The organism is Kibdelosporangium banguiense (assembly GCF_017876405.1).
Classification (GTDB): Bacteria; Actinomycetota; Actinomycetes; order Mycobacteriales; family Pseudonocardiaceae; genus Kibdelosporangium; species Kibdelosporangium banguiense.
In genome coordinates this window covers 1,840,990-1,861,329 of the sequence record NZ_JAGINW010000001.1, presented here as the reverse complement: position 1 = coordinate 1,861,329, position 20,340 = coordinate 1,840,990, and the positions used below count along the sequence as shown (strand labels likewise).

Annotated in this window: 26 protein-coding genes; 17 read left to right on the top strand and 9 right to left on the bottom strand. The window is 64.6% G+C overall.

Features of this window, described 5'->3' with window-relative positions:
• Window positions 1-996: 996 nt before the first annotated feature.
• The 5 genes from JOF56_RS08820 to JOF56_RS08800 form a co-directional block, all read right to left on the bottom strand.
• On the bottom strand, window positions 997-1,374 hold the full coding sequence (locus JOF56_RS08820) for a tyrosine-type recombinase/integrase (RefSeq protein WP_209636251.1): 378 nt from the start codon (window positions 1,372-1,374) through the stop codon (window positions 997-999).
• On the bottom strand, window positions 1,371-1,616 hold the full coding sequence (locus JOF56_RS08815; RefSeq protein ID WP_209636249.1) for a hypothetical protein: 246 nt from the start codon (window positions 1,614-1,616) through the stop codon (window positions 1,371-1,373). Before JOF56_RS08815 ends, JOF56_RS08820 begins: the two co-directional genes overlap by 4 nt.
• Window positions 1,613-1,870: a hypothetical protein gene (locus JOF56_RS08810; RefSeq protein WP_209636247.1), complete on the bottom strand. Its 258-nt coding sequence runs from the start codon at window positions 1,868-1,870 to the stop codon at window positions 1,613-1,615. Before JOF56_RS08810 ends, JOF56_RS08815 begins: the two co-directional genes overlap by 4 nt.
• A complete protein-coding gene (locus tag JOF56_RS08805; RefSeq protein WP_209636245.1) occupies window positions 1,867-2,193 on the bottom strand; it encodes a hypothetical protein in 327 nt (108 codons plus the stop codon). The genes JOF56_RS08810 and JOF56_RS08805 overlap by 4 nt, the downstream gene beginning before the upstream one ends.
• Before the next feature lie 390 nt (window positions 2,194-2,583).
• Window positions 2,584-2,769 (bottom strand): hypothetical protein, encoded by a 186-nt coding sequence (locus JOF56_RS08800; RefSeq protein ID WP_209636244.1) that lies wholly within the window; start codon window positions 2,767-2,769, stop codon window positions 2,584-2,586.
• Between the two features lie 107 nt (window positions 2,770-2,876).
• Between JOF56_RS08800 and JOF56_RS08795 the strand changes: the two genes are divergently transcribed.
• The 11 genes from JOF56_RS08795 to JOF56_RS08745 all read left to right on the top strand — a co-directional run bounded on the left by JOF56_RS08795 (window position 2,877) and on the right by JOF56_RS08745 (window position 7,119).
• Window positions 2,877-3,086 carry a hypothetical protein gene (locus JOF56_RS08795; RefSeq protein ID WP_245378202.1) on the top strand — a complete coding sequence of 70 codons (210 nt, stop codon included), beginning with the start codon at window positions 2,877-2,879 and terminating at the stop codon, window positions 3,084-3,086.
• Between the two features lie 5 nt (window positions 3,087-3,091).
• Entirely contained in the window at window positions 3,092-3,604 is a 513-nt protein-coding gene (locus JOF56_RS08790) for a DUF6879 family protein (protein ID WP_209648103.1), read from the top strand.
• A 20-nt stretch (window positions 3,605-3,624) separates the two neighbouring features.
• A complete protein-coding gene (locus tag JOF56_RS08785) occupies window positions 3,625-4,467 on the top strand; it encodes a helix-turn-helix domain-containing protein (protein ID WP_209636243.1) in 843 nt (280 codons plus the stop codon).
• Between the two features lie 121 nt (window positions 4,468-4,588).
• The gene (locus JOF56_RS59460; RefSeq protein WP_209636242.1) at window positions 4,589-4,972 is read left to right on the top strand and encodes a helix-turn-helix domain-containing protein; all 384 of its coding nucleotides are present in this window, start codon (window positions 4,589-4,591) and stop codon (window positions 4,970-4,972) included.
• A gap of 154 nt (window positions 4,973-5,126) precedes the next feature.
• Window positions 5,127-5,291, top strand: a complete 165-nt coding sequence (locus JOF56_RS08775; protein ID WP_209636241.1) for a hypothetical protein — start codon at window positions 5,127-5,129, stop codon at window positions 5,289-5,291.
• Window positions 5,288-5,683 (top strand): helix-turn-helix domain-containing protein, encoded by a 396-nt coding sequence (locus tag JOF56_RS08770; protein ID WP_209636240.1) that lies wholly within the window; start codon window positions 5,288-5,290, stop codon window positions 5,681-5,683. Before JOF56_RS08775 ends, JOF56_RS08770 begins: the two co-directional genes overlap by 4 nt.
• 36 nt (window positions 5,684-5,719) lie before the next feature.
• The gene (locus JOF56_RS08765) at window positions 5,720-5,938 is read left to right on the top strand and encodes a hypothetical protein (protein WP_209636239.1); all 219 of its coding nucleotides are present in this window, start codon (window positions 5,720-5,722) and stop codon (window positions 5,936-5,938) included.
• On the top strand, window positions 5,929-6,114 hold the full coding sequence (locus JOF56_RS08760; protein WP_209636238.1) for a helix-turn-helix domain-containing protein: 186 nt from the start codon (window positions 5,929-5,931) through the stop codon (window positions 6,112-6,114). The genes JOF56_RS08765 and JOF56_RS08760 overlap by 10 nt, the downstream gene beginning before the upstream one ends.
• Window positions 6,111-6,428: a helix-turn-helix domain-containing protein gene (locus JOF56_RS08755; protein ID WP_209636235.1), complete on the top strand. Its 318-nt coding sequence runs from the start codon at window positions 6,111-6,113 to the stop codon at window positions 6,426-6,428. The genes JOF56_RS08760 and JOF56_RS08755 overlap by 4 nt, the downstream gene beginning before the upstream one ends.
• Complete coding sequence (locus JOF56_RS08750; protein WP_209636233.1) at window positions 6,425-6,682, top strand: hypothetical protein; 258 nt, start codon at window positions 6,425-6,427, stop codon at window positions 6,680-6,682. The genes JOF56_RS08755 and JOF56_RS08750 overlap by 4 nt, the downstream gene beginning before the upstream one ends.
• Before the next feature lie 143 nt (window positions 6,683-6,825).
• On the top strand, window positions 6,826-7,119 hold the full coding sequence (locus JOF56_RS08745) for a helix-turn-helix domain-containing protein (RefSeq protein ID WP_372447848.1): 294 nt from the start codon (window positions 6,826-6,828) through the stop codon (window positions 7,117-7,119).
• Between the two features lie 484 nt (window positions 7,120-7,603).
• Here JOF56_RS08745 and JOF56_RS08740 read toward each other — a convergent pair whose 3' ends face one another.
• A complete protein-coding gene (locus JOF56_RS08740) occupies window positions 7,604-7,927 on the bottom strand; it encodes a hypothetical protein (protein ID WP_209636229.1) in 324 nt (107 codons plus the stop codon).
• Between the two features lie 315 nt (window positions 7,928-8,242).
• Here JOF56_RS08740 and JOF56_RS08735 point away from each other — a divergent pair, with 315 nt between their 5' ends.
• The 4 genes from JOF56_RS08735 to JOF56_RS08720 all read left to right on the top strand — a co-directional run bounded on the left by JOF56_RS08735 (window position 8,243) and on the right by JOF56_RS08720 (window position 13,988).
• The gene (locus JOF56_RS08735) at window positions 8,243-8,695 is read left to right on the top strand and encodes a hypothetical protein (protein WP_209636227.1); all 453 of its coding nucleotides are present in this window, start codon (window positions 8,243-8,245) and stop codon (window positions 8,693-8,695) included.
• A gap of 220 nt (window positions 8,696-8,915) precedes the next feature.
• Window positions 8,916-9,245, top strand: coding sequence for a hypothetical protein (locus JOF56_RS08730; RefSeq protein ID WP_209636225.1), 330 nt, complete (start codon window positions 8,916-8,918; stop codon window positions 9,243-9,245).
• Window positions 9,246-9,451: 206 nt separating this feature from the next.
• Window positions 9,452-13,306, top strand: a complete 3,855-nt coding sequence (locus JOF56_RS08725; RefSeq protein ID WP_209636223.1) for a discoidin domain-containing protein — start codon at window positions 9,452-9,454, stop codon at window positions 13,304-13,306.
• Window positions 13,307-13,622: 316 nt separating this feature from the next.
• Window positions 13,623-13,988 carry a hypothetical protein gene (locus JOF56_RS08720; RefSeq protein ID WP_209636221.1) on the top strand — a complete coding sequence of 122 codons (366 nt, stop codon included), beginning with the start codon at window positions 13,623-13,625 and terminating at the stop codon, window positions 13,986-13,988.
• Here the strand turns inward: JOF56_RS08720 and JOF56_RS08715 are convergent.
• Window positions 13,985-14,986, bottom strand: coding sequence for a serine hydrolase domain-containing protein (locus JOF56_RS08715; protein WP_209636220.1), 1,002 nt, complete (start codon window positions 14,984-14,986; stop codon window positions 13,985-13,987). The two genes, JOF56_RS08720 and JOF56_RS08715, sit on opposite strands and share 4 nt — an antisense overlap.
• 131 nt (window positions 14,987-15,117) lie before the next feature.
• Between JOF56_RS08715 and JOF56_RS08710 the strand changes: the two genes are divergently transcribed.
• Window positions 15,118-16,332, top strand: coding sequence for an MFS transporter (locus JOF56_RS08710; protein ID WP_209636218.1), 1,215 nt, complete (start codon window positions 15,118-15,120; stop codon window positions 16,330-16,332).
• 96 nt (window positions 16,333-16,428) lie between these two features.
• Complete coding sequence (locus JOF56_RS08705; RefSeq protein WP_245378201.1) at window positions 16,429-17,679, top strand: GGDEF domain-containing protein; 1,251 nt, start codon at window positions 16,429-16,431, stop codon at window positions 17,677-17,679.
• Here the strand turns inward: JOF56_RS08705 and JOF56_RS08700 are convergent.
• The gene (locus JOF56_RS08700) at window positions 17,663-18,937 is read right to left on the bottom strand and encodes a GGDEF domain-containing protein (RefSeq protein ID WP_245378200.1); all 1,275 of its coding nucleotides are present in this window, start codon (window positions 18,935-18,937) and stop codon (window positions 17,663-17,665) included. The genes JOF56_RS08705 and JOF56_RS08700 overlap by 17 nt on opposite strands.
• Window positions 18,938-19,074: 137 nt before the next feature.
• Window positions 19,075-20,292, bottom strand: a complete 1,218-nt coding sequence (locus tag JOF56_RS08695; protein ID WP_209636216.1) for an MFS transporter — start codon at window positions 20,290-20,292, stop codon at window positions 19,075-19,077.
• Window positions 20,293-20,340: the final 48 nt, after the last annotated feature.

Here is a 20,340-nt window from a genome sequence, read left to right as displayed (position 1 = left end):
AACACGGGCGGGCCTGAGCCGGACTGCAATCAAGGACCAACCAAACGCTGACAGCAACACCATTGCTTACCTCAGTTCCGGCGAATCATTGTCGGCTGCCTGCATCGAAACAGTTAGCGGCACCTATTATTGCGTTTGGGGAGAGAAGCCTGGTAATTGGTGGGTTAAGGTGATAACCAACTCCGGACAGACCGGCTACGTCGGGCACAAATGCGTCGACTGGTACGAGGGCAAAAATACGCCTACTGGCGCTGCGAGCGATGGACGCACCGGCGCGGGCGCTCAGCGACCGTCAGCGGGCCATCCTGCGCCCGGGCCGGGAAATGGCTCTGTCGAGCTGGGCCCCTTGACGAGCGTCTACCCACTACCGCGCTGGTCACGACCCATGTCACAGGGGTCTACCTGAGTAGAGGGAGAGGGCTACCCAAGCGGGCAAGGTAGACACGAGGGGCGAGGGTAGGTGCCCGAGGTTCGCCCCCGATGGTCCAGCCGTAGTTTCGTCCGCTAGTCGCTAGCGCGCTGGTCAACGCGCGTGCCAGCCGCTAGCGCGGGGTGCTAGGTCTAGCGGTTGCCGACTGCTACCCAGCCCGGGACTGCTAGACCAGCACGCCTCGTCGGCCGTGCGGCGCTCCCCGCGCGGGATGAGGTCAGTCGGTCCAGAATGAGTTGCCTCATTCACGGATGAGGCGACGTTGACCTGCACGGATGAGCGGAATGAGCCGGATGAGTGCCGTTGCCGCGCCTCCCTGAGCCCCCGGTATCGGGCTGGTTCGGGGGCCACGGTGTGGACTCATTCGCCGACACATCGCGCGCGAGGCCCCAAGCGACGGGTCCGTCTCAGTTTCCGTCTCAGTCCGGCCCCGTCCGAACCACCCCCTACTGTTCCTGTTGTGGCAGTGACCAGGGACAACGAACTGGATCGAACCCGCCCGGACGGTGCTCCCGAGTCCTCGTAATGCGTAGGTCAAGGGTTCGATTCCCTTAGGCGGCTCCACGTCACACCGCAGAGAGACCCCGGTCTACCTGCGGTGTTTCGTTTTTCACGGGGGAGTCAGCGCTCACTCCTCCGGTCGAGTTGATCTCTTGGGTGCCCGTAGGGTGCCCGGCTGTTTTCGTGGGTGCCCGACGGGGCACGATCGCGACGACCGCCTCGGCCGCGGCACGGGCGATCTGCGGCAGCACGGTGGTGTACGTGTCGGATGTGACTGCCAGGGCGCTGTGCCCCAACGTTTCCTGCACGATCTTCATGTCGATCCCTGCGGCCAGCATCAGCGTCGCCGCGATGTGCCGGAGGTCGTGGAGCCGGATCGGCGGCAGGCCAGCCGCGATGTACAAGCGCTCGAACTCATGGAGCCATGCCACGACGCTGGTCACCTGGCATCCAGCAGGGACGCTGCCAGCTGCTGCACCGCGGCTCGTGACCGCTCCGCGCTGGCTTCGAACGCGTCCGCCTGCTTCGCGTGCTCACTGAGCATCCCGGCCACTTCCGACGCTCGCGGGTCGTCCATCCCGCTCAACAGTGCTGTGAACGTCCTCGCCGCCTGCGTGACTGTGTCCGGCTGGGTCAGCTTGTCGGCGATCCCCATCAACACGGTTTGCAGCGCCTGGCCGTTCATGGCTCCTCGACCTCGCCGGTGACGGTGCGCTGGGCGGGTTCGGTCCGGAGCCAATCGAGGCTGTGCACGTCCAGCGCGTGGATCTCGTCGGCGTGCTGGATGGCCCACGCGTACATCTCGGTCGCGTGGGGGCCGCCGGTCCAGTGCACGCCGTACCGGCGCACCTGCTGGAAGTACTGGACTCGGACGAACACACCGCTTTCCCTGCACAGGATCGACGACAGGCGCCGTGCGTGGCGGGCCCGCGCGCTCACGACTCGCCTGCCCAGACCGCGCCACCCTCGTAAAGCATGTCCCCGATCTGCCGCTCATCGGTGATGCCCTGCTCGAGCGCCCGTATCCCCGCGTCCATCCAGGCGACCATGGTGGCCTGGCTGGCGGCGAGCTGGCTGCGGACGCGGGCGGTTGCCACCTTGTCGGCAGCCAGGAGGCAGGTTCTGCATCGCTCGGCGGGATTGACGACCCAGAGGACGGTCTCGACGCTCAGCCCGAGCGCACGGTGGGAGCAGGCAACAGTGTCACCGTCCAGGCAGTGGTGCCAGGTGGCGCATCCGCAGCCGCATCGCCGCCAGGCCATCACGCCACCAGTTGATCATGATGAGTGTCCGGGGTGGACGGCGGCTGGTGTCGCGTCGGGGCACGACACCAGCCGCCGGCTTGGGGCCCGCGACCGCGGAGTGTGCTGGGGGTGCGGTCGCGGGCTGTTCCCCCTGTGGATCCCGAGCCGTTCTCGCCGAGGGGGGAGGAGGCGAGACAGCCCGGGAGTCAGGGCCCGCGACCGGCGCAGTGCGAGGTGCGGGGGACCCGGTCGCGAGCCTTCTCCGAGCGGCGTCCCGGAGCTTGCGGTGCGGCACACGGTGGTGTCGACGTTCGATCCGGCCAGTCCGCAGAAGCCACCAGTCGGTGACGCTCACGGCCGCTAACACGGTGACGGCCGTGAGAATGTAGGCGGGGCTGCCGAACCAGGTCACCGTCGCCCCCGGGTCGCACGAGCCGCGAAGGTCAACGCTGTCGCCAACCGCTCAGCGGTTGCCGACGTCACCCACGCCGTCCCGTTGGGGACGTAGACGGTGACCATTCCAGTGTCGTTGGCCTCGGCGAGCATGACTAGGGGGCCACTGCCCGGCGCTTCCGTGACCGGCCGCGTGCTCATCTCGCTGCCTCTCCAGTGCGCGCCTTCGAACGAGCAACAGCGTGAACCCAACGGGACACGCAATCAATAGAATCGATAGAATCTTGCAGAAGAGCACCCGATTGGGCGTGTCCGTGTACCTATCCGACCGCGACTCGATCATCGTTCAGGGCTCAAAGGTCACCGACGAAGAGGCACTCGCCGAACTCCGCAAGCGAGGTCTTCCCGCTCACGAGACAGCCGTTGAGATCCCCAGGAGTCTGCTCCCCTACTTCCCGAAGGCGACGTGGCGCAACCGTGTCGCACGGCTCTTCGGTAGGTCCAAGGACACGGCGTGACTCGAATGTGGGTCGACCCGCACGACGGGCTGACTGCGCTGTTCAACACGGTCACGCGCAGATCCTGGCGTTGGGAATGCCAGGGGTATTACGAGGTCGACCGCGCCGCACTGGAGCGATGGCTCCGCGGCGAACCTGAGGTGGAAGACGAAGCTGACCGCGCATGGGTGACCTACATCCGGACCCTCACCCAGGCCGGCATCCCCTTCGAGCGAGTCAGAATGCAACCAGAACCGCCGACGGACTACATCCGATGGATGCTGGACACGACCACGCGGAACATCGAAGCGGGCGAGGACATTCGGTGGATCACCGAGAGCCGAGCCCGCGAGCTTGGAATGCCGACATACGACTTCTACCTGTTCGATGACAGCCGGCTCGCCATCCTGCATTTCGACGCGGACGCGTTGCTGACCGGGGTTGAGGTGATCGATGACGGGGACGTGGTAGACCAGCACCGACAGTTGCGTGACCGGGTGTGGCCACATGCGGTGCTTCATTCCGAGTACGTGAGGTGACGAGCACTCAAGAGGGGGACGTGAGCACCGACAAGCGGCTGCTGGCCTTCGGTGGCAGGCTCCGCCGCCTGCGCGAGAAGTCAGGCTTCAGGACAGGCAAGGACTTCGCCGGCCGTCTCGGGTGGATGGCCTCGAAGGTCAGCCGAGTCGAGACTGGTGCCACGTTGCCCTCTGACTCCGACCTGGCCGCTTGGCTGACCGCGGTTGAGGCTCCGGAGGATGTGGCGCTCGAGCTTCACGACGAACTGCTGGAGTTGCGTCTCGCTCGGAACAGTTGGAAGCGGCAACTGCGCACCGGCCACGCACCTCGGCAACGAGAGCATGCAACCGCGGAACAAACGGCCACACGGATCACGATGGTCGAGTTCTACCTGGTGCCCGGGTTGGTCCAGACTGCGGAGTACGCCCGGCAACTGTTCGCCATGGCGGCGAAACTCCACCAGACGCCCGCCGATACCGACGAGGCGGTCCGTGCTCGGATCCGGCGCCAGGACGTCCTGTACGACCCGAGCAAACAGATCGAGATCTTGGTGGCTGAAACCGCACTGCGCTACCCGCTGTGTTCTGCGCCGGTGCTTCGGGCGCAGATCGACCGGCTGATCACCTTGTCCGCTCTACCGAACGTGCGCATCGGCGTCATTCCGGTCGACACCGTGCTCCCCGCGATCACCATGCACGGTTTCATCATCCTCGACGATGAAGTCCAGATCGAGATCAACCACACCGAGTTGGCGACTGTTGATCACGACGATGTGGAGCTATACCGCAGGATCACCAACGAGTTGTGGTCTGTCGCAGTCGAGGGTGATGAGGCGCGGTCGCTGCTCAACAGGGTGCTTGATGCCATCGGGTCGGGTGGCTGAACGTAGCTCAACCGGGCCGACCGCCGCTTCAATGGGCGCGATCTGGCGGTTGCTGGCCATTGTCGAGTTTGCACCAGTCAGCGGGGCTGATTCCCTTGTGGTGTGGTGGTAAGACCTCCACGTGAGCGACGAGGACATCCCGGCGGCCACTCGGCTGCTGGCCAGAGCGATCCTGGCCGAACTCGGCCACCTACTGACGGCCATCCGTGAGGTTCGGGCCGAAGTCCACGACCGTCCACAACGGAGGCGTGAAGCCGCCGCGCAGACCTGGGCACAACGGAATCAAGAAGTTGTCGTGAAGGAAGCTCCCACCAAGACGACGACTGCGGATCCGAAGTCCGTCAACACCAAGCGGGCCGCCGAGATGCTCGGTATCCCCCGGAACTCGGTTAGTCGGCTGATCCGTATCGGCGAGTTGTCCGCCATCAAGCTCGGCCGGTACCGGGTGATCCCGATCGAGGAAATCGACCGCATCCTTGCCCAGGCCCAGAGGCGGACGGCATGAGCTCGGTAACGTCTACATTGGACCAGGCGTTCTACACGCCGCGGGAAGTCGCGCGGATCACCGGCATGCACTACCAGCACGTCCTCGCGCAGATCAAGGCCGGGGCCATCCCCACGAGAAGTTCGGTCGTCTCTACAAGGTCCCCGCCTGGTGGGTGCAGGAGAAGCGCGGCGCCGACCGCGTGCTGCACGTCGTTCCCGATCCTGCCCCGGTCCCGGCGCCGGACTACGGCCCGTTGGCGTCGGTGCTGGAGATCCTTGGTACCGCGATGGTGCAGGCCGCTGGTGTACTGCGGGAACGGGGCGAGGCCTCGGCATGACCGACGAGTACGTTCCCCAGGCCACCCGTCTGCTGGCCGAGGCAATCCTCGCTGAGCTCGGTCGCCTACTGACCGCCGATGACGAAGGCGACCAAACCAGCGTGCAAGTACTGCCGCAACCACAACCTGAACCTGCCTCTTCGCAACCCCAGCCTCCACGGTGGTCCGACAACGAATGGCTGAACACCAAGCAGGTGGCGGCTCGAGCCGGACGCCACACAGTGACCATCCTTCGAGCTGCCGAGCTCGGCGAACTGCATGGTCACCAGCCGAGCCGTAAAGGCCGCTGGTCCTTCAAGGAGAAGTCGGTGGACGCGTGGATCGAAGGGCGCAGCTCGATCGCAGCGTGTGGGTGCCAGGAGCTCGGCATCAACCGACGGCGAGCGCGGTGACGCATGACTCCAAAGCGGCACACGATGCCTCCTCCTATGACGATCGACGAGTACGTCGACGCGCTCGTCGCGAAAGCACCACCGCTGTCCGAGCGGCAGCGGGAACGCCTCGCGCTGATCTTCGCGACGGCCCGCATCAGGCAAAGATCAGCGCCTGGAACGAGAACCGGCATGGATTCCGACGTGAGAAAGCCACGCCAGCAAGGCGTACTTCCCCTATTGTCCAACCGCTGGCGGTTGAGCCGATGGCGTTGACTCCGAAGTCCGTCAACACCCAACAAGCATCCGAACTGCTCGGCATTCCCACCCGCTCGGTCCGTCGCCTGATCGAGAACGGTCAACTCGGCGCGGTGCGGCTCGGCCGGTACCTCGTCATCCCGATCGAGGAGATTGACCGGCTCCTCGCCCCGGCGCGAAGGGGCGACATATGAACAAGCACGTATCGGCCGAACTCGACGAGGCTTTCTACACGCCTCGCGAAGTCGCGGTCGCCTGCCGCATGAACTATGAGTCTGTCCTGGACCTGATCCATGCCGGAGCCATCCCTGCCGTGAAGTTCGGGCGCATCTATAGGGTGCCTGTCCGTTGGATGCGGGAGCAGGCCGGTTCACCAGAGCCCACTGTGCACGCCGTGCACGAGGCTGGCCCGGTGGTCGCGCTGGACTTGGGGCGTCTCGCCTCGGTGCTGGAGATCTTGGGGCACGCGCTGGTTCAGGCCGCTGGCGAGCTACGAGGTGACGCATGACTCCCGAGCAGCGCCGCATGCGCGCCAGCATCGCTGCACACATCCGATGGGCGAACACCGTCGACCGTGCCGCGGCGATGGAGCCGGCGCGTCGTGGGCTTGCCGACAAGTTCGAGCACGAAGCCGACCCGGAGGGCGTGCTGTCGCCGGCCGAGCGGGCTAAGCGCGCTGAAAACCTCAGGAAAGCGCACATGACCAGGATGGCCCTGAAGTCGTCACTGGCTCGTGCACGTCGGAAGCAGGGCACGGCATGACGATCGACGAGTACGTGACCGCGAATCTGGCGAAAGCCCCGCCCCTGTCCGCAGAGCAGCGTGACGCTCTCGCGCTGCTGTTAGCGCCCGTGCGCATCAAGCTGAGCAAACTGCATGCTCGACGTTCCCGAGATGGTGGCGGCATGATCCCTGAGCACCGGTCAGCTGGAAGTGGCGATGGGCGGAGCGCGAATACGGCGGGAGATGCCCGGTGTGAAGCGCGGGCTCGGCGACTTGAGCAGCGCGCCGAACTTCCGCGGATCGCTTGGTCTGCTGCCGAATTCGCCGAGATGGTCGGCTTGTCCGCAGACTGCGTCCGCGAGCTGCTCCGCAACGGTGAGATCCCTGCGACGAAGTTCGGCCAGCAGTGGCGCATCGCCGATTCCTATGTGCAGCAGGTACGTGGCGGCGGTCCTAACCGGCCGGTGACTGCATGACGATCGAGGAGTACGTCCGCCAGATCGTCGCGAACTGGCCGCCGCCGTCGCCTCGCCAGATCGAGAGCGTCCGAGAGCTTCTTCGTCCCGCCGCGGAAGAACTTCGCCGGAGGCGTCGTTGTCCGAGCCGCTGCCGTCGGACGCCCATGGCCTCGAGCGCGGCCATGAACCGTCATCGTGCACATCGCGCACAGGTCAGGGCGTCCCTCGGGCAGGAGGTAGGTACAAACACCCAACCTTCTGCCCGAGCGGCGTGCTCAAGGTATGCGAGTAGCGACGACAAGCACCATGAGCGGCGCCGCCGTGAACATCGCGGTGATAGTGAAGTGGACCCACAGCGGGTAGGGCTCCGACCGGCCGAACATCACCCGGAATGCGCGGGCGATGGAGTCGCGGCACGACCGGGCTGAGAATGCAGGGCACCGGCTGATTCCTTTGAATCTCGGCGCCGGATTGAAAGCGGGTCTGCCCAGCGCCCTGGTCATCACTCGGCCCGCCGGTCAGCGAGCAGGGCGTCCAGGCGTGCGGTGTTGGCGTCGTCGCTCTGGCGGATCTCGCCGACCAGCGTCGCCCGCACCCGGTGCAGGTCACGAAGGGCCGCGTCGGTCGCGTCCATCGCCTCGTTGGCGGCCCGGCGAACTTTACTGCTACCGGTAAAGTTTCCGGAGGTTTCCCGCTCGGCCCACCGGGCGAGGTAGTACGAGAGGTCCTCGACGTGCTCCCGGATGTCGGCGCACCGGTCGATGTTGTCGCGGCGCGAGTAGGTGACGTCGGCTGGCTCGCTGGGGATGGACGGGGTGTTGCTCATGAGGATCTCCCAAGACTCGATCTTGTTGTGGTCTTGGTGATCTCTCTGGGTGTCCGATGGGTGCCCGGATGCTCTGGGAGCAGCGGGTTGACACCGGGACGGTGGGGCACCTGGGAATCGTCTGACCTGCATCAACGGGTATCAGCTGTCACTAACCGGGACTACCGGTCAGCACCCTTCCGGCACTCGTAATGCGTAGGTCAAGGGTTCGATTCCCTTAGGCGGCTCGTCTCCGGGGCGACCATGCTCGGTGCTTTGCACCTTCGCGTGGTCGCCTCGCTTCGTTTCTGGGGGCCGAGCCTCCAGGCCCCCACGGTGCGTGCTTCTCACCACCCAGCGCTGGGTGTTTTGTCTTCACCAGCTCTTTTGTTTGCGGTTCGTCGTGGTTTGTGGAGCGGCATGGTGTTGGTTGTTGATTGGGTGGGCCAGTTGGAGTGGGGTTTTTCTGGGGGAATTGTGTTGGGGGTGGTAGGGTTTGGTGGTCGTTCTTTTGGGGGAGTACCTGTGAGTCAGGAGCTGGGGATGGGCGGTCGGCGGGAGTTCGCGGATGTTGTGAGTGACCTGCGTGCTGGGGTGAACTGGGTTCGGGAGCATGGGGCCGGCGATGCTGATGGGCTCAGGCGGGTGACCGATAACTTGTCGAACTTGCTGGACGAGATTGCCGTTATGGGAGGCGTCACCAATACCGTCTTCGGCAATCCGAATGGCACCATTATTCAGGTGCATACTGTCGGTGGTATTGAACTTGGTCGCAGTGGCACGGATTGATGTCATTGTCATTTTTGCTTGAATTGTTCGCATTCTGCGGGGCGGGACTTTGGGGTGTTCTCTTGTCCTGAGGGTGTTGCGGCGGGCGTCTGGTGGATGTGACTGGGCCACGTGGCGGCTGGGCGGTTGGGGTGGGGTGTTCCGGGCGCGCCGGGCAAATGTCACAGATCGGAAATATCAAGGTCAGGGGCCTTGATCCAGGTGGTTTTCGCAGGGGAGCATGCACGGGTTCACCATCGGTGGCGGACTCGTGGAGGCGGAGATGCGCAAGATCGAGTTCGCCGATCTTGGTGGGGGCGCGCGGCTGGACGGCAACGGGATCTGGTTGAGCGGGCGGTGCTACAAGGGGCCGATCCGTGTGGGGGACTTCTTCACTGAGGCGCGCGGCGGCGGGGGCAAGTACGAGGTCGCGTTGCGGGTGGGCGCCGTGGTCTATCACGGCGAGCAGATCGGCGACCTGGTCAAGGGGCAGAGCGCCGACATCGTCCTGACTGGGCAAGGGTTCCAGGTGGTCACGGCGGGTGTGCGCCTGCGTGGCCTGATGCCCTGACGCGCAAGATAACTGGGCATTGACGTGGCTGTAGGGCATCTGTAACGCTTGGACCTCTGACCGCAAAAAACCGACAACCGGCCGAAAAATCGATGTTGCATGGTCGGAAGATTCAACCTTCTCGTTGAACCCTGCCCCGGACGAGAGGTCTGTCAGACATGACCACATCCCGGATTTTTGCCGCTTTAGTCACGTTCGTCCTACTGATGGCAGGACTGCCTGCCACGGCCATCGCGAGCGTCAGCAGTGACGCCGCCACGGTCAACGACGGTGATCAGAACTCGGTCTGGCAAGGCGGGAGCGCGGCCCAGATCGATCTTGGCCGGCCCAGCAATATCTCCGGTGTCGTGCTGAAACTGCCCGCGAAGTGGGAGGCACGGACCCAGACGCTGTCCGTGCAGGGCAGCGGGTTCTCGACCATCGTCGCCTCCCGGAGCTACCGGTTCGATCCGCGCGACAACAACACTGTCCGCATTCCGTTCGGTGCCACCGTGACGCGGCACATCCGGGTTGAGATCACTGCGAACACCGGTGCTGACGCAGGGCAGCTTGCCGAGATCGAAGCCGTTGCGACGATCTTGGCCGGGCCGAACCTGGCTCTGGGTAAGACGATGACAGCGAGCGGCTCGGCCGGTGGGTACGGACCGGGCAACAGCAACGACTCGAATCAGGACACGTACTGGGAAAGCACGAACAACGCCTTCCCGCAGTGGCTGCAGGTCGATCTTGGCGCGTCGATCAGCACTACCCGGATCGTGCTGAAGCTGCCCGTCGCCAACTGGGGTGCACGCACGCAAACCTTGTCGGTACAGGCAAGCGCGAGTGCAAGCACGTTCAGCGACATCGTCGCCTCGACCGGCTATCAGTTCAATCCGGCCACGAGCAATACCGTGACGATCAACTACACCGCGATGACCACCCGTTATCTGCGGCTGAACTTCACCGCGAACACTGGCTGGCCGGCTGGGCAGGTCGCGGAGTTCGAGGTCTACGGCCCGGACACCGGCGACAACCAGCCGCCGACCGCGCCATCGAACCTCGCCTTCACCCAGCCGGGATCGGGCCAGATCAACCTGACCTGGAACGCGTCGACCGACAACGTCGGTGTCACCGGCTACGACGTCTACGCGAACAACGTGCTGCGAACGACTGTGACGGCCACGTCCTTCACCGACAACCAGCCGGACAGTGCCACGATCACGTACTTCGTGCGGGCAAAAGACGCGGCAGGCAACCAGTCACCGAACAGCAACAGCGTTACCCGCAACGGAAACGGCAACGGAGGGACGAACCAAGCGGTTGGCAAGCCGATCACCGCGTCCTCGACCATGCAGAACTTCGTCGCGACCAATGCCAACGACAACGACGTGAACACATACTGGGAGGGCGCGGCCTATCCGAACACCCTGACTGTCCAGCTGGGTGCCAATGTGGACACGACTTCCGTTGTGATCAGGCTGAACCCGGCGACGATCTGGGGCCCGCGGACGCAGACCATCCAGGTGCTCGGCCGCGAGCAGAGCGCCACCGGGCTGACGAGTCTGATCCCGCCGACGACATACCAATTCGACCCTGCGACAGGCAATTCCGTCACGATCCCGGTCGCGGCACGTGTCGCGGACGTGCAGCTGCGGATTACCGCGAACTCGGGTGCGGGCGGTGGTCAGGCGGCAGAGTTCCAGGTCATCGGGGTCGCAGCGCCGAACCCGGACCTGACGATCACGAGTTCGTCGTGGACCCCGGCATCGCCGGTGGAGACGGACTCGATCACGGCAAGCGCCGTGGTGCGTAACGCCGGCGTGGCCGCGGCCGGTGCCACTGATCTGAACTTCTACCTCGGCACGACCAAGGTCGGTACCGCGCAGGTGGGTGCGCTGGCGGTTGGTGCGTCCGCGACGGTGTCGGCGAACATCGGCGCCCAGACAGCGGGTTCGTACCAGCTGATCGCAAAGGTCGACGAGACCAACCGGGTCCTCGAACAGAACGAAGCCAACAACACCCTCACGTCCTCGCTCACCGTCAACCCGGTGTCTACTTCGGACCTGATTGCGTCGCCGGTCGGCTGGACGCCGGACAATCCCTCGCCGGGCAATGCCGTCAGCTTCTCGGTCGCCATCAAGAACCAGGGCACGGTCGACTCGGCAGGCGGCGCACACAACGTCACCTTGCAGGTGGTGAACGCAGACACGGGTGCCGTCGTGGCCAACCTCAGCGGTGCACACAATGGCGTGATCGCCGCAGGTGCCATGACGGCACCCGTGGCTCTCGGCACCTGGACGGCGGCCAACGGCCGGTACACCATCCGGACTGTCATCGCCAATGACGGCAACGAGTTGCCTGTCAAGCAGGGCAACAACACCAGTACGCAATCCCTGTTCGTCGGGCGTGGCGCGAACATGCCATACGACCACTACGAAGCTGAGACTGGTGTAGTCGCAGGAGGCGCATCGATTGTCGGTCCCAACAGGACAATTGGTGACCTTGCCGGTGAGGCGTCCGGCCGTCGGGCGGTTACGCTGAACAGCACTGGTGCCTCGGTGGAATTCACCGCGCGGCGGCCGACCAACACCTTGGTCACCCGGTTCTCGATCCCGGACGCACCGGGCGGCGGTGGCATAAATTCCACTTTGGACATCTTCGTCGACGGCACATTCCTCAAGTCCATCACCCTGACCTCAAGGTATTCGTGGCTCTACGGCAACGAGGCCGGCCCAGGCAACTCGCCAGGTGCCGGAGGTCCACGCCACATCTACGACGAGGCCAGCGTCCTGCTCGGCACGACTGTGCAGGCCGGCAGCAAGATTCGCCTGCAGAAGACGGCGTCCAACACAAGCACCTACGCCATCGACTTCGTCAACTTCGAGCAGGCCACGGTGGCGGGAAACCCTGATCCGGCGAAGTACGCCGTGCCGTCCGGGTTCTCCCACCAGGACGTGCAGAACGCCCTCGACCGCGTTCGGATGGACACCACCGGCGCCCTGGTTGGCGTGTATCTGCCAACCGGCGACTACCAGACCGGCGGCAAGTTCCAGGTGTACGGCAAGCCGGTGCACGTGGTCGGCGCCGGGCCATGGTTCACCAGGTTCGTCGCGCCCACCGGCCAGGAGGGCACCGACATCGGGTTCCGGGTGGAAGCCGCGGCCGGCAGTTCGAAGTTCGAAGGGTTCGCCTACTTCGGCAACTACGTCATCCGGGCCGACGGGCCGGGCAAGGTGTTCGACGCCGACGGTGTGAACGGCCTGACCATCGACAACGTCTGGTCGGAGCACATGGTGTGCCTGTTCTGGGGTGCGAAGGTGCAGAACGTCACGATCTCCAACTCGCGCATCCGGGACATGTGGGCCGACGGCGTGAACATGACCAATGGCAGCAAGAACAACCGCGTCACCAACGTCGAAGCCAGGTCGACCGGTGACGACAGCTTCGCTCTCTTCGCAGCGACCGACCTGGGCGGCAGCGGTCAGAGCGGCAACGTGTACGAGAACCTGACCTCCCTGACGACCTGGCGTGCCGCAGGCCTGGCTGTGTACGGCGGGCAGAACAACACCTTCCGCAACATGTACATCGCCGACACACTGACCTACTCGGGTGTCACTATCAGCTCGCTGAACTTCGGCTACCCGATGGAGGACTTCGGGCCGGGGCCGACGAACTTCCAGAACATCTCGCTGGTGCGGGCCGGTGGCCACTTCTGGGGCCAGCAGACCTTCGGCGCGATCTGGATGTTCTCGGCCAGCACGCTCTACCGGGCGATCCGTGTGTCCGATGTGGACATCGTCGATCCGACCTACAGCGGGATCATGTTCCAGACCAGGTATGTCGGCGGCCGGCCGGAGAATCCCATCACCGATTCGCTGCTGACCAACGTGTCGATCAGCGGTGCGCGGCCCTCAGGTGACCAGTTCGAGGCGAAGTCCGGATTCGGCCTGTGGGCCAACGAACTGCCCGAGCCCGACCAGGGCCCGGCGGTCGGCTCGGTCACGTTCACCAACCTGAGGCTGAGCAACAACCACCAGGACATCAAGAACACCACGACAACGTTCACCATCAACCGGAACTGAGCAATAGTAGATCTACTGGGGCCGTACCGAAGCCGGGTACGGCCCCTTTTCACGCCCGCACTTCGGCATTGGAACGCGAGCGGAGCTCGGGTTTGGTGGACCGTAACCAGATGCGGCTCCGCGCGTTATGCATCGCGTGACTGTCGGCTGTGCCAGCCCTGTGAACAGGCCAGACGCGGTCAAAGCCGGAGAGCTGCGCATTGACGGGCGGCTTTCGTGAAATCCGCTCATAAATGCTGACCTGCACAAATGGGGGCTTGAGTGAGCGGGACCGGTGAGCGGACACTGGTGCCGGAGGAGATGGAGGGGATTACGAATGCCCTTGTCAGCCGTTGTTCGCGCGAGATGCCGTGCGTTTCTGCCCGAGGGTGACGGGCTGCACTACGTCTTCCCGGCGACGTCGTTGGCGCAGTGCCGCTCGGACTTCATCATCGCGGTCACCGACACCACGGTCACCCTGCTGAGCTGCCGCTGGTTCCGGCGGAACCGGCCATCTGCCGTGTGGGCAACATATCCGAGGCACACGAAGCTCGGGCCAGTCGAGCTGTACGGGTCGTTATCCCCGACAGTCACGATCGGCCCGCTGTTGCTGGAGATCGACGACGAGTACGTCTCCGTGGTCCGGGCGGCCGACGCGGAGATCACCAATCTCGTGCCGATCGACCCGTTTCCGCACCTCTAGTCGAGGATCTCCGACAGCCGCCGCGTGATCGGCCATGCACCCTCCGAACTGTTGGAGATCACGGTGTACGTCAACTGCGAGGCCGGGGTGTAGGTGCTGCGGAAGGACACACCCGCGTCGTAGCCCTCGAGCATCACGGTGTTCTTCCCCGTGGGCAGCCAGAATCCGAGGCCGTAGTGCGACTTGTCCTGAGGGGACTCGCTGTGCCGCTGGGTCATCAAATCAACCGATGAAACGATCTTCCCCGCGTACAACGCCGCCCAGAACCTGGTGAAGTCGCCTGTGGTCGAGTAGATCCCGCCGTCACCGCTGCCGCGTACCGGTAGGTGGAAGACGTTGGTCCGCCAGCTGCCGTCGATTTTCATGTAGCCGAGCGCGGTCCGGGAGCACGGCTCGTCGCTGCGCAGGAACTCGGTCGAGTCCATCCCGGCCGGGACGCAGACCCGTTGACGTACCAGCGAATGGAACTCGATTCCGGTCACCCGTTCCGCGATCAGCGCCAGCACCACGTATCCGCCATTGCAGTACGAGAAGCCGGTTCCTGGCGCGAACTTGTGCGGATGTCCGTCGAGCGCCGGGAGGTACTGCTCGGTGTCAGCGAGGTCCTGAGGTGGCGCAGGGAGCATGTAGGCGGCGATGTCGTGGTCGACGTCGTCCTCGTCGAGGAAGTCGCCGATCCCGGAACGGTGCCCCAGCAGGTGTTCCACGGTCACAGCGTCGTCGATGAGCGGGAGATCGTCCCCGAGGATCGACCTGGCCGTGGTCGACAGCGACAACCTGCCTTCCTCGATCAGGCTCATCACGGTGAGCGCGGTCAGTCCCTTGGTGCCGCTGGCGATCGCGAACCTGGTGTCCATGGTGTTGGCGATGTCCCGGCCGCGATGGGCCAGGCCGTACGCCCTGGCGAATTCGATTCGCCCGCCGCGGTCGACCGACACCACACCGGCGAATCCGATCTCGGCCGTGATCCTGTCGACCTCTTGGTCCAAGGGGAGCATTCCGTGAGACTATCCGGCGGGCATCTGTTTGCGACATTGATTTATGTCGGCCGGTCGACGGCGAATCGTGCTCATGACGAGTACCGTGCCTGGTGTTCGGGTTTGCGGTGACGCGAAACGAAGGGATACCTGTGGTTGCTGCGACGTTTCGCGGCACACTCGCGGTCGGGGAGTTCCGGGCGATCTGGCTGGCCGAACTGCAGTCCGTCTTCGGTGATCAACTCGCCAGGATCGCCTTGTCCGTCCTTGTTTTCGAGCGCACGAATTCCGCCTCCCTGCCCGCGTTGACGTATGCGCTGACCTACCTGCCTGATCTCATTGCCGGGCCATTGCTCGGCGGCCTCGCGGATCGCTATCCGCGACGTGCGGTGATGGTGACAGCGGACGTCAGCAGGGCAGTGCTTGTCGCCCTGATGGCCATTCCAGGTACCCCTTTGGCCGTATTGGCCGCGCTTGTGGTCGCGGTGCAGTTGCTGAACGCGCCATTCACCGCGGCACAGGCCGCGATACTGCCGAATGTGCTGACTGATGATCGATATGAGATCGGTCAGTCCATTCGCCAGGTGAGCGGCCAGGCCGGGCAGTTGATCGGTTTTGCGGGCGGCGGTGTGATGATCGGCCTGCTCGGCGCGCACCGGGCGCTGGCGGTGAACGCGATCAGTTTCGCGATCTCCGCTTTGATCATCCGATTCGGTGTCCGGCCACGGCAGGCGGCGGGGACCACCGAGCGGAACGAGCCCGCGCTGCACCGGCTGAAAGCCGGGGTCCGCACTATCTGGCGGGATCCGAGATTGCGATCATTGGTCACGCTCGCGTGGCTCGCCGGATTTGTCATTGTCCCGGAAGGACTCGCTGTGCCGTACGCCGCGGAGATCGGCGGCGGTCCGGTCACCGCGGGGTTTCTGCTGGCAGCGCACCCGGCAGGGATCGTGATCGGCGCCTCGATCTGGTCGCGCTGGGTGCCTGCGGATCTCCGGCTGCGTCTGGTCGGGCTGCTGGCTTTGTTCGCGATCGTGCCGTTGCTCGGATATGCGTTCAAGCCCGGACTGATCATCACAATGGCGCTGCTGATCATTTCCGGCGCCTGTGCCGCCTATCAGATCACCGCCGCGGCGACGTTCATGCGACTGGTTCCGGACGCCGAACGCGGACAGGCATTCGGCCTCGCCGGTGCGGGACTGATCGCCGTACAGGGAATCGGCCTGTTGACGGGTGCGGTACTGGTCGCTGTCGCCGGATCGGCTTCGCTCACGGTCGCCGGGATAGCCGCCGCCGGAGTGGTCTCAGCAGTTCCTGCGGCACTCGCCTGGCATCGGGCCCGGCAGGCGCAACCATTGTCGTCGTGACGCTCTGATCAACTTTGCATGTGGGTCGCTCGGATACCGGCGTGACAAATTGTGTATACCCGGTTACTTTTTTAGTACTACCGGGGGGAGTGTCAGATGATCGGCTTTGGAGGGTTTCGGCGTAATCGATCGATCCGGCTGACGGAACAAGTCAGCCGGTGGCAGCTGTGGGACGTGGGGAGATCACTGATCGGCTATGTGCTGGCAGTCGATCTGATCGCGGCCGGGGGAGTCGCTTATTCGTTCGCATGGACTCCGATCGACCAGGCCAACTGGTTCGTTTTCGGGATGTTGATGATCGGCGTCGTGCTCTATACGGAGGCGTCGCGTCCCATTGAACGGGAACCGCGCGTACGGACGAGCACACCACATCTGGATGCGAACTCGGTGTGGACCTTTGCCGCGGTTCTGTTGTTGCATCCGGGACTCGCCGCGATAGTGATCGTCACCTGCTATACCGCGCTGTGGTTCCGGGTCGGCCGGAGAATTGTTTATCGCCAGGTTTTCAGTGTGTCGGCGACCGTGCTCTCAGGGCAGGCGGCGTACCTGTTCCTGGCAGAGGCGGGGCACCAGAGTTTCGCGGACACGACCAGGAGTCCGACCGGTTTCGCGGTGGTGGTCGCCGCGGGCTGTCTGTTCCTGTTGATCAACACCGTGCTGATCACGACCGCGGTACTCAGCACCATGCCCGGCGCCCGCCTGCGGGAGGCGCTGGCCGAGCCCGGCGACTACGCGCTGGAAGCGGCGACCATCGGGCTGGGTGTGCTGATGGCATGGGCGGTCGTGGACTGGCCGATAGCCGTGCTGCTGATCACGGCGATCACATTGGTTCTGCACCGCAGCGTGCTCATCCGGCATCTGCGTGAGAAGGCGCGGGCGGACGGCAAGACAGGCTTGCTGAAGGCGGACGCCTGGGCGGAGTCGGTGACCATGGCGCTGACCAGGCGCAGCCCGTCCGCCGGCCTGCTGATGATCGATATCGATCACTTCAAGCGGGTCAACGACGAGTACGGCCACCTTGTCGGGGACGAGGTCCTGCGCGCGGTCGCCGGCACCCTGAAAGCAGAAGTCCGGGCAAGCGATGTCGTCGGACGCTACGGCGGCGACGAGTTCGTGGTATTCCTGCCCGCGACCACGGCGACGGACGCCATGGCCATCGCCGAGCGGATCCGCCGCCGGGTCGCCGAAAACGCTCCGAGGTCCACTATGGACTGTTCGGTGTCGATCGGGATCTCGGCCCGCGATGACGGGAACAGCACGCTGGACGACCTGCTGCACGCGGCCGATCTTGCCCTGTATGAAGCCAAGGATGCCGGCCGCAACCGCAGCGCTATGTCGACAGCGTGACGACCTGGTTGCGGCCGTTGGACTTCGCGGTGTAGACGGCCGAGTCGGCGGTCAGCATGAGCTGTTCCAGGGTTGTTCCGCTGTTGGGGTAGATCGCGACGCCGATCGACGCGCTCAGCCCGGAGATCACCGTCTCGCCGTTCTCGGTCGGCGCGATGATCACCAGTTCGGTCACCCGCTGGCGCAGCCGTTCCGCGGTCGCGACCACCTGGTCGGCGGACGAACTCGGGATGAGCACGGCGAACTCCTCGCCGCCGAAGCGACCGGCCGAGTCGTAGTCCCGGATCTCGTCCTTCAGCAGCCGGGCGATCGACTTGAGCACCTCGTCGCCGGCCAGGTGGCCGTAGGTGTCGTTGACCCGCTTGAAGTGGTCGAGGTCGACCATCAGCACACCGAAGGTGTCGCTGTACCGGGCAGCTCGTGACAGCTCGTTCTTCGCGCCCTCATGCCACGCCGTCGCGTTGAGCAGACCGGTCTTCTGGTCGGTGACCGCGAGTTCCTCCAACTGTTTGACCAGCACTGCCCGGTGCAGCACGAGCAACGGCGGCAGGACGAGGACCACCAGATAGCTCGTGGTCACCAGCGCCAGGGCGGCCAGGGCACCGAGACAGAGGGTCGCGATCTCCAGCGCGTAGTCGGCCAGTGAAAGTACGAGTCTGGTCGGCTGGCCGTACAACTTGGTCGCCACCGCGACCAGGGTGCTGTTCACCAACAAATATGTGAACGCGGCGAGAACAACCGCAATTGCCGTTGCTGTTGCGTTATTCAGGCCGGTCACACGCTGCAACAAAGCATCGCCTTGCTGAACGCCCATCGTGGCGTATGCGCTGAGTACGACAATCGCTGCGGAGAATGCCACACGGTAGATAGGCCGGTTGCCGATCTTGCGCCAGATCCGCAGCCACAGGTGCAGGTAGACAAGGATGGACAGCACGCCGGCCAGGACCGGCGGAAGTACGGTGGCACCTGCGAAAACCCACACCGAGGTCATGTTGACGTGCGGTGCCTTGGTGATCAGCCGCCGGGCCTTCTCGATCTTGCGGCTGACCTCGGCCTGCAGGATCGCCAGACTGATGATCAAGGTGAACTGGCGCCAGTCGTAGAAGGTCAGTTCGTCACGCACAGCGAAGAACGCGACCATTCCGACGGCGGCCGTTTCGATTACCAGGAAGTACCAGACCATTGCACGCGGTTGCCGCCACAACGCCCATTTGCGGGGATGGGCACTGTGGGCGCCTGTGCCTGCGGCCCTGCTCAACTTTCCACCCCGTTCAACCACTGGAACACCGACGCCTTCACGCTACACTCTTAGAGCCGTACCAAATGCTGTGAGAGAGGTACCGATCATGCGCTCGATCGAGTTCTGATACTTCTGTCCGGCGGCTGCCGGAATTATTATCCGGCTGCAGTTTCCCGGGCGGCGGTGGCCCTGCTCCAGGTCGCCGCCGCAGGGAGTGCGATCACCACTCCGATCGCCCCTGCGACAGCAACCGTGTGTGCGACGCCGATCTCCTCGGCGAGGAATCCGGCGAGCAGGACGCCGAGCCCTTGTGCGGTCAGGACACCCGAGTTGAGCAGGCCCATGACCTGCGCCCGGCTGTCGGCGGGTGCGGACGTGGCGAACGTGGCCCCGATCTGTACCTGATACGCGGTGAAGACACCGCTCAGCAGCAGGAACATCAGCGAGGTCCACAACCCGGGCTCGAACGCGCAGAAGATCAGCATCAGCCCGGCCATGGTGGCCAGCGGCCCGATCAGCTGTAGCCGCAGCTCCGGGCTGATCAGTTTGGTGTAGAGCCAGGTCCCGATGATCAGGCCGGCCGCGGGCGCGCCCATCAGCAGGCCGACCACCTTCGTCGACTCGCCGAGCTCCGCGGCCCACGGCGCGGCGAGGCCCTCCGGTCCGATGTAGAAACCGGCGAGCATGGTCAGAACGTACAGCGCACGCAATCCCGGAATGCCCGCGATGATGCGGGCGCCATGCACGGTGGATGCCCAGAAAGTCCGGCGCTGACTGATTTGTTGCGGCGCGGGGCGATATGGCACGAATAGCCGGACAAGCGCCGCGGAAACGAGGAACGTGAGGGCGTCGACGGCGAGTGCGAGGTATGGATTGATCAGCGCGACGACGATCCCGCCGAGCAGGAACCCCAGCAGCTGGGCCGTTTGAATCGTGATGCTGCGCACCGCGAGACCGGCGACATACGTCTCGCCGGACAGCACTTCGGGCAACAGCGCGAGCCGGGCGGATTTGAACGGGCCGCCCACCAGGGCGACCCCGGCCATCGCCAGGCAGACGATCGCGATCGGCATCCCGCTGATCGACATCACGATCACCAGCGACGCGGAGATCAGGTCACAGACGATCATGACCTCACGCCGTGGATACCGGTCGGCCAGGCCGGAGAGCAGCGCCGAGCCGAGGAACGACGGGGTGAAGCTCAACGCGAGGGTGAGTGCGGCCAGCACGGCCGAGTTCGTCCTGGCGTAGACGAGCACGGACAGTGCGACCCGGGCGAGCTGGTCTCCGATCTGGGAAAGCGCTTCTGCCGCCCACAGCGCACGGAACTCACCTACGCCGAAGGCCGACCTGAAGCCAGACCGCTGCGCCAACTGCCCCATGCTCCCCGTCACCGGAAGTTCGTGATGTCCTACTCAATG

Coding starts and splice junctions, on each gene's coding strand:
- JOF56_RS08815 (WP_209636249.1), bottom strand. CDS start 1,616: ATGAACGGCCAGGCGCTGCAAACCGTGTTGATGGGGATCGCCGACAAG.
- JOF56_RS08805 (WP_209636245.1), bottom strand. CDS start 2,193: ATGGCCTGGCGGCGATGCGGCTGCGGATGCGCCACCTGGCACCACTGC.
- JOF56_RS08800 (WP_209636244.1), bottom strand. CDS start 2,769: ATGAGCACGCGGCCGGTCACGGAAGCGCCGGGCAGTGGCCCCCTAGTC.
- JOF56_RS08790 (WP_209648103.1), top strand. CDS start 3,092: ATGTGGGTCGACCCGCACGACGGGCTGACTGCGCTGTTCAACACGGTC.
- JOF56_RS08770 (WP_209636240.1), top strand. CDS start 5,288: ATGACCGACGAGTACGTTCCCCAGGCCACCCGTCTGCTGGCCGAGGCA.
- JOF56_RS08765 (WP_209636239.1), top strand. CDS start 5,720: ATGACGATCGACGAGTACGTCGACGCGCTCGTCGCGAAAGCACCACCG.
- JOF56_RS08760 (WP_209636238.1), top strand. CDS start 5,929: ATGGCGTTGACTCCGAAGTCCGTCAACACCCAACAAGCATCCGAACTG.
- JOF56_RS08755 (WP_209636235.1), top strand. CDS start 6,111: ATGAACAAGCACGTATCGGCCGAACTCGACGAGGCTTTCTACACGCCT.
- JOF56_RS08750 (WP_209636233.1), top strand. CDS start 6,425: ATGACTCCCGAGCAGCGCCGCATGCGCGCCAGCATCGCTGCACACATC.
- JOF56_RS08745 (WP_372447848.1), top strand. CDS start 6,826: ATGATCCCTGAGCACCGGTCAGCTGGAAGTGGCGATGGGCGGAGCGCG.
- JOF56_RS08740 (WP_209636229.1), bottom strand. CDS start 7,927: ATGAGCAACACCCCGTCCATCCCCAGCGAGCCAGCCGACGTCACCTAC.
- JOF56_RS08730 (WP_209636225.1), top strand. CDS start 8,916: ATGCACGGGTTCACCATCGGTGGCGGACTCGTGGAGGCGGAGATGCGC.
- JOF56_RS08725 (WP_209636223.1), top strand. CDS start 9,452: ATGGCAGGACTGCCTGCCACGGCCATCGCGAGCGTCAGCAGTGACGCC.
- JOF56_RS08720 (WP_209636221.1), top strand. CDS start 13,623: ATGCCCTTGTCAGCCGTTGTTCGCGCGAGATGCCGTGCGTTTCTGCCC.
- JOF56_RS08715 (WP_209636220.1), bottom strand. CDS start 14,986: ATGCTCCCCTTGGACCAAGAGGTCGACAGGATCACGGCCGAGATCGGA.
- JOF56_RS08705 (WP_245378201.1), top strand. CDS start 16,429: ATGATCGGCTTTGGAGGGTTTCGGCGTAATCGATCGATCCGGCTGACG.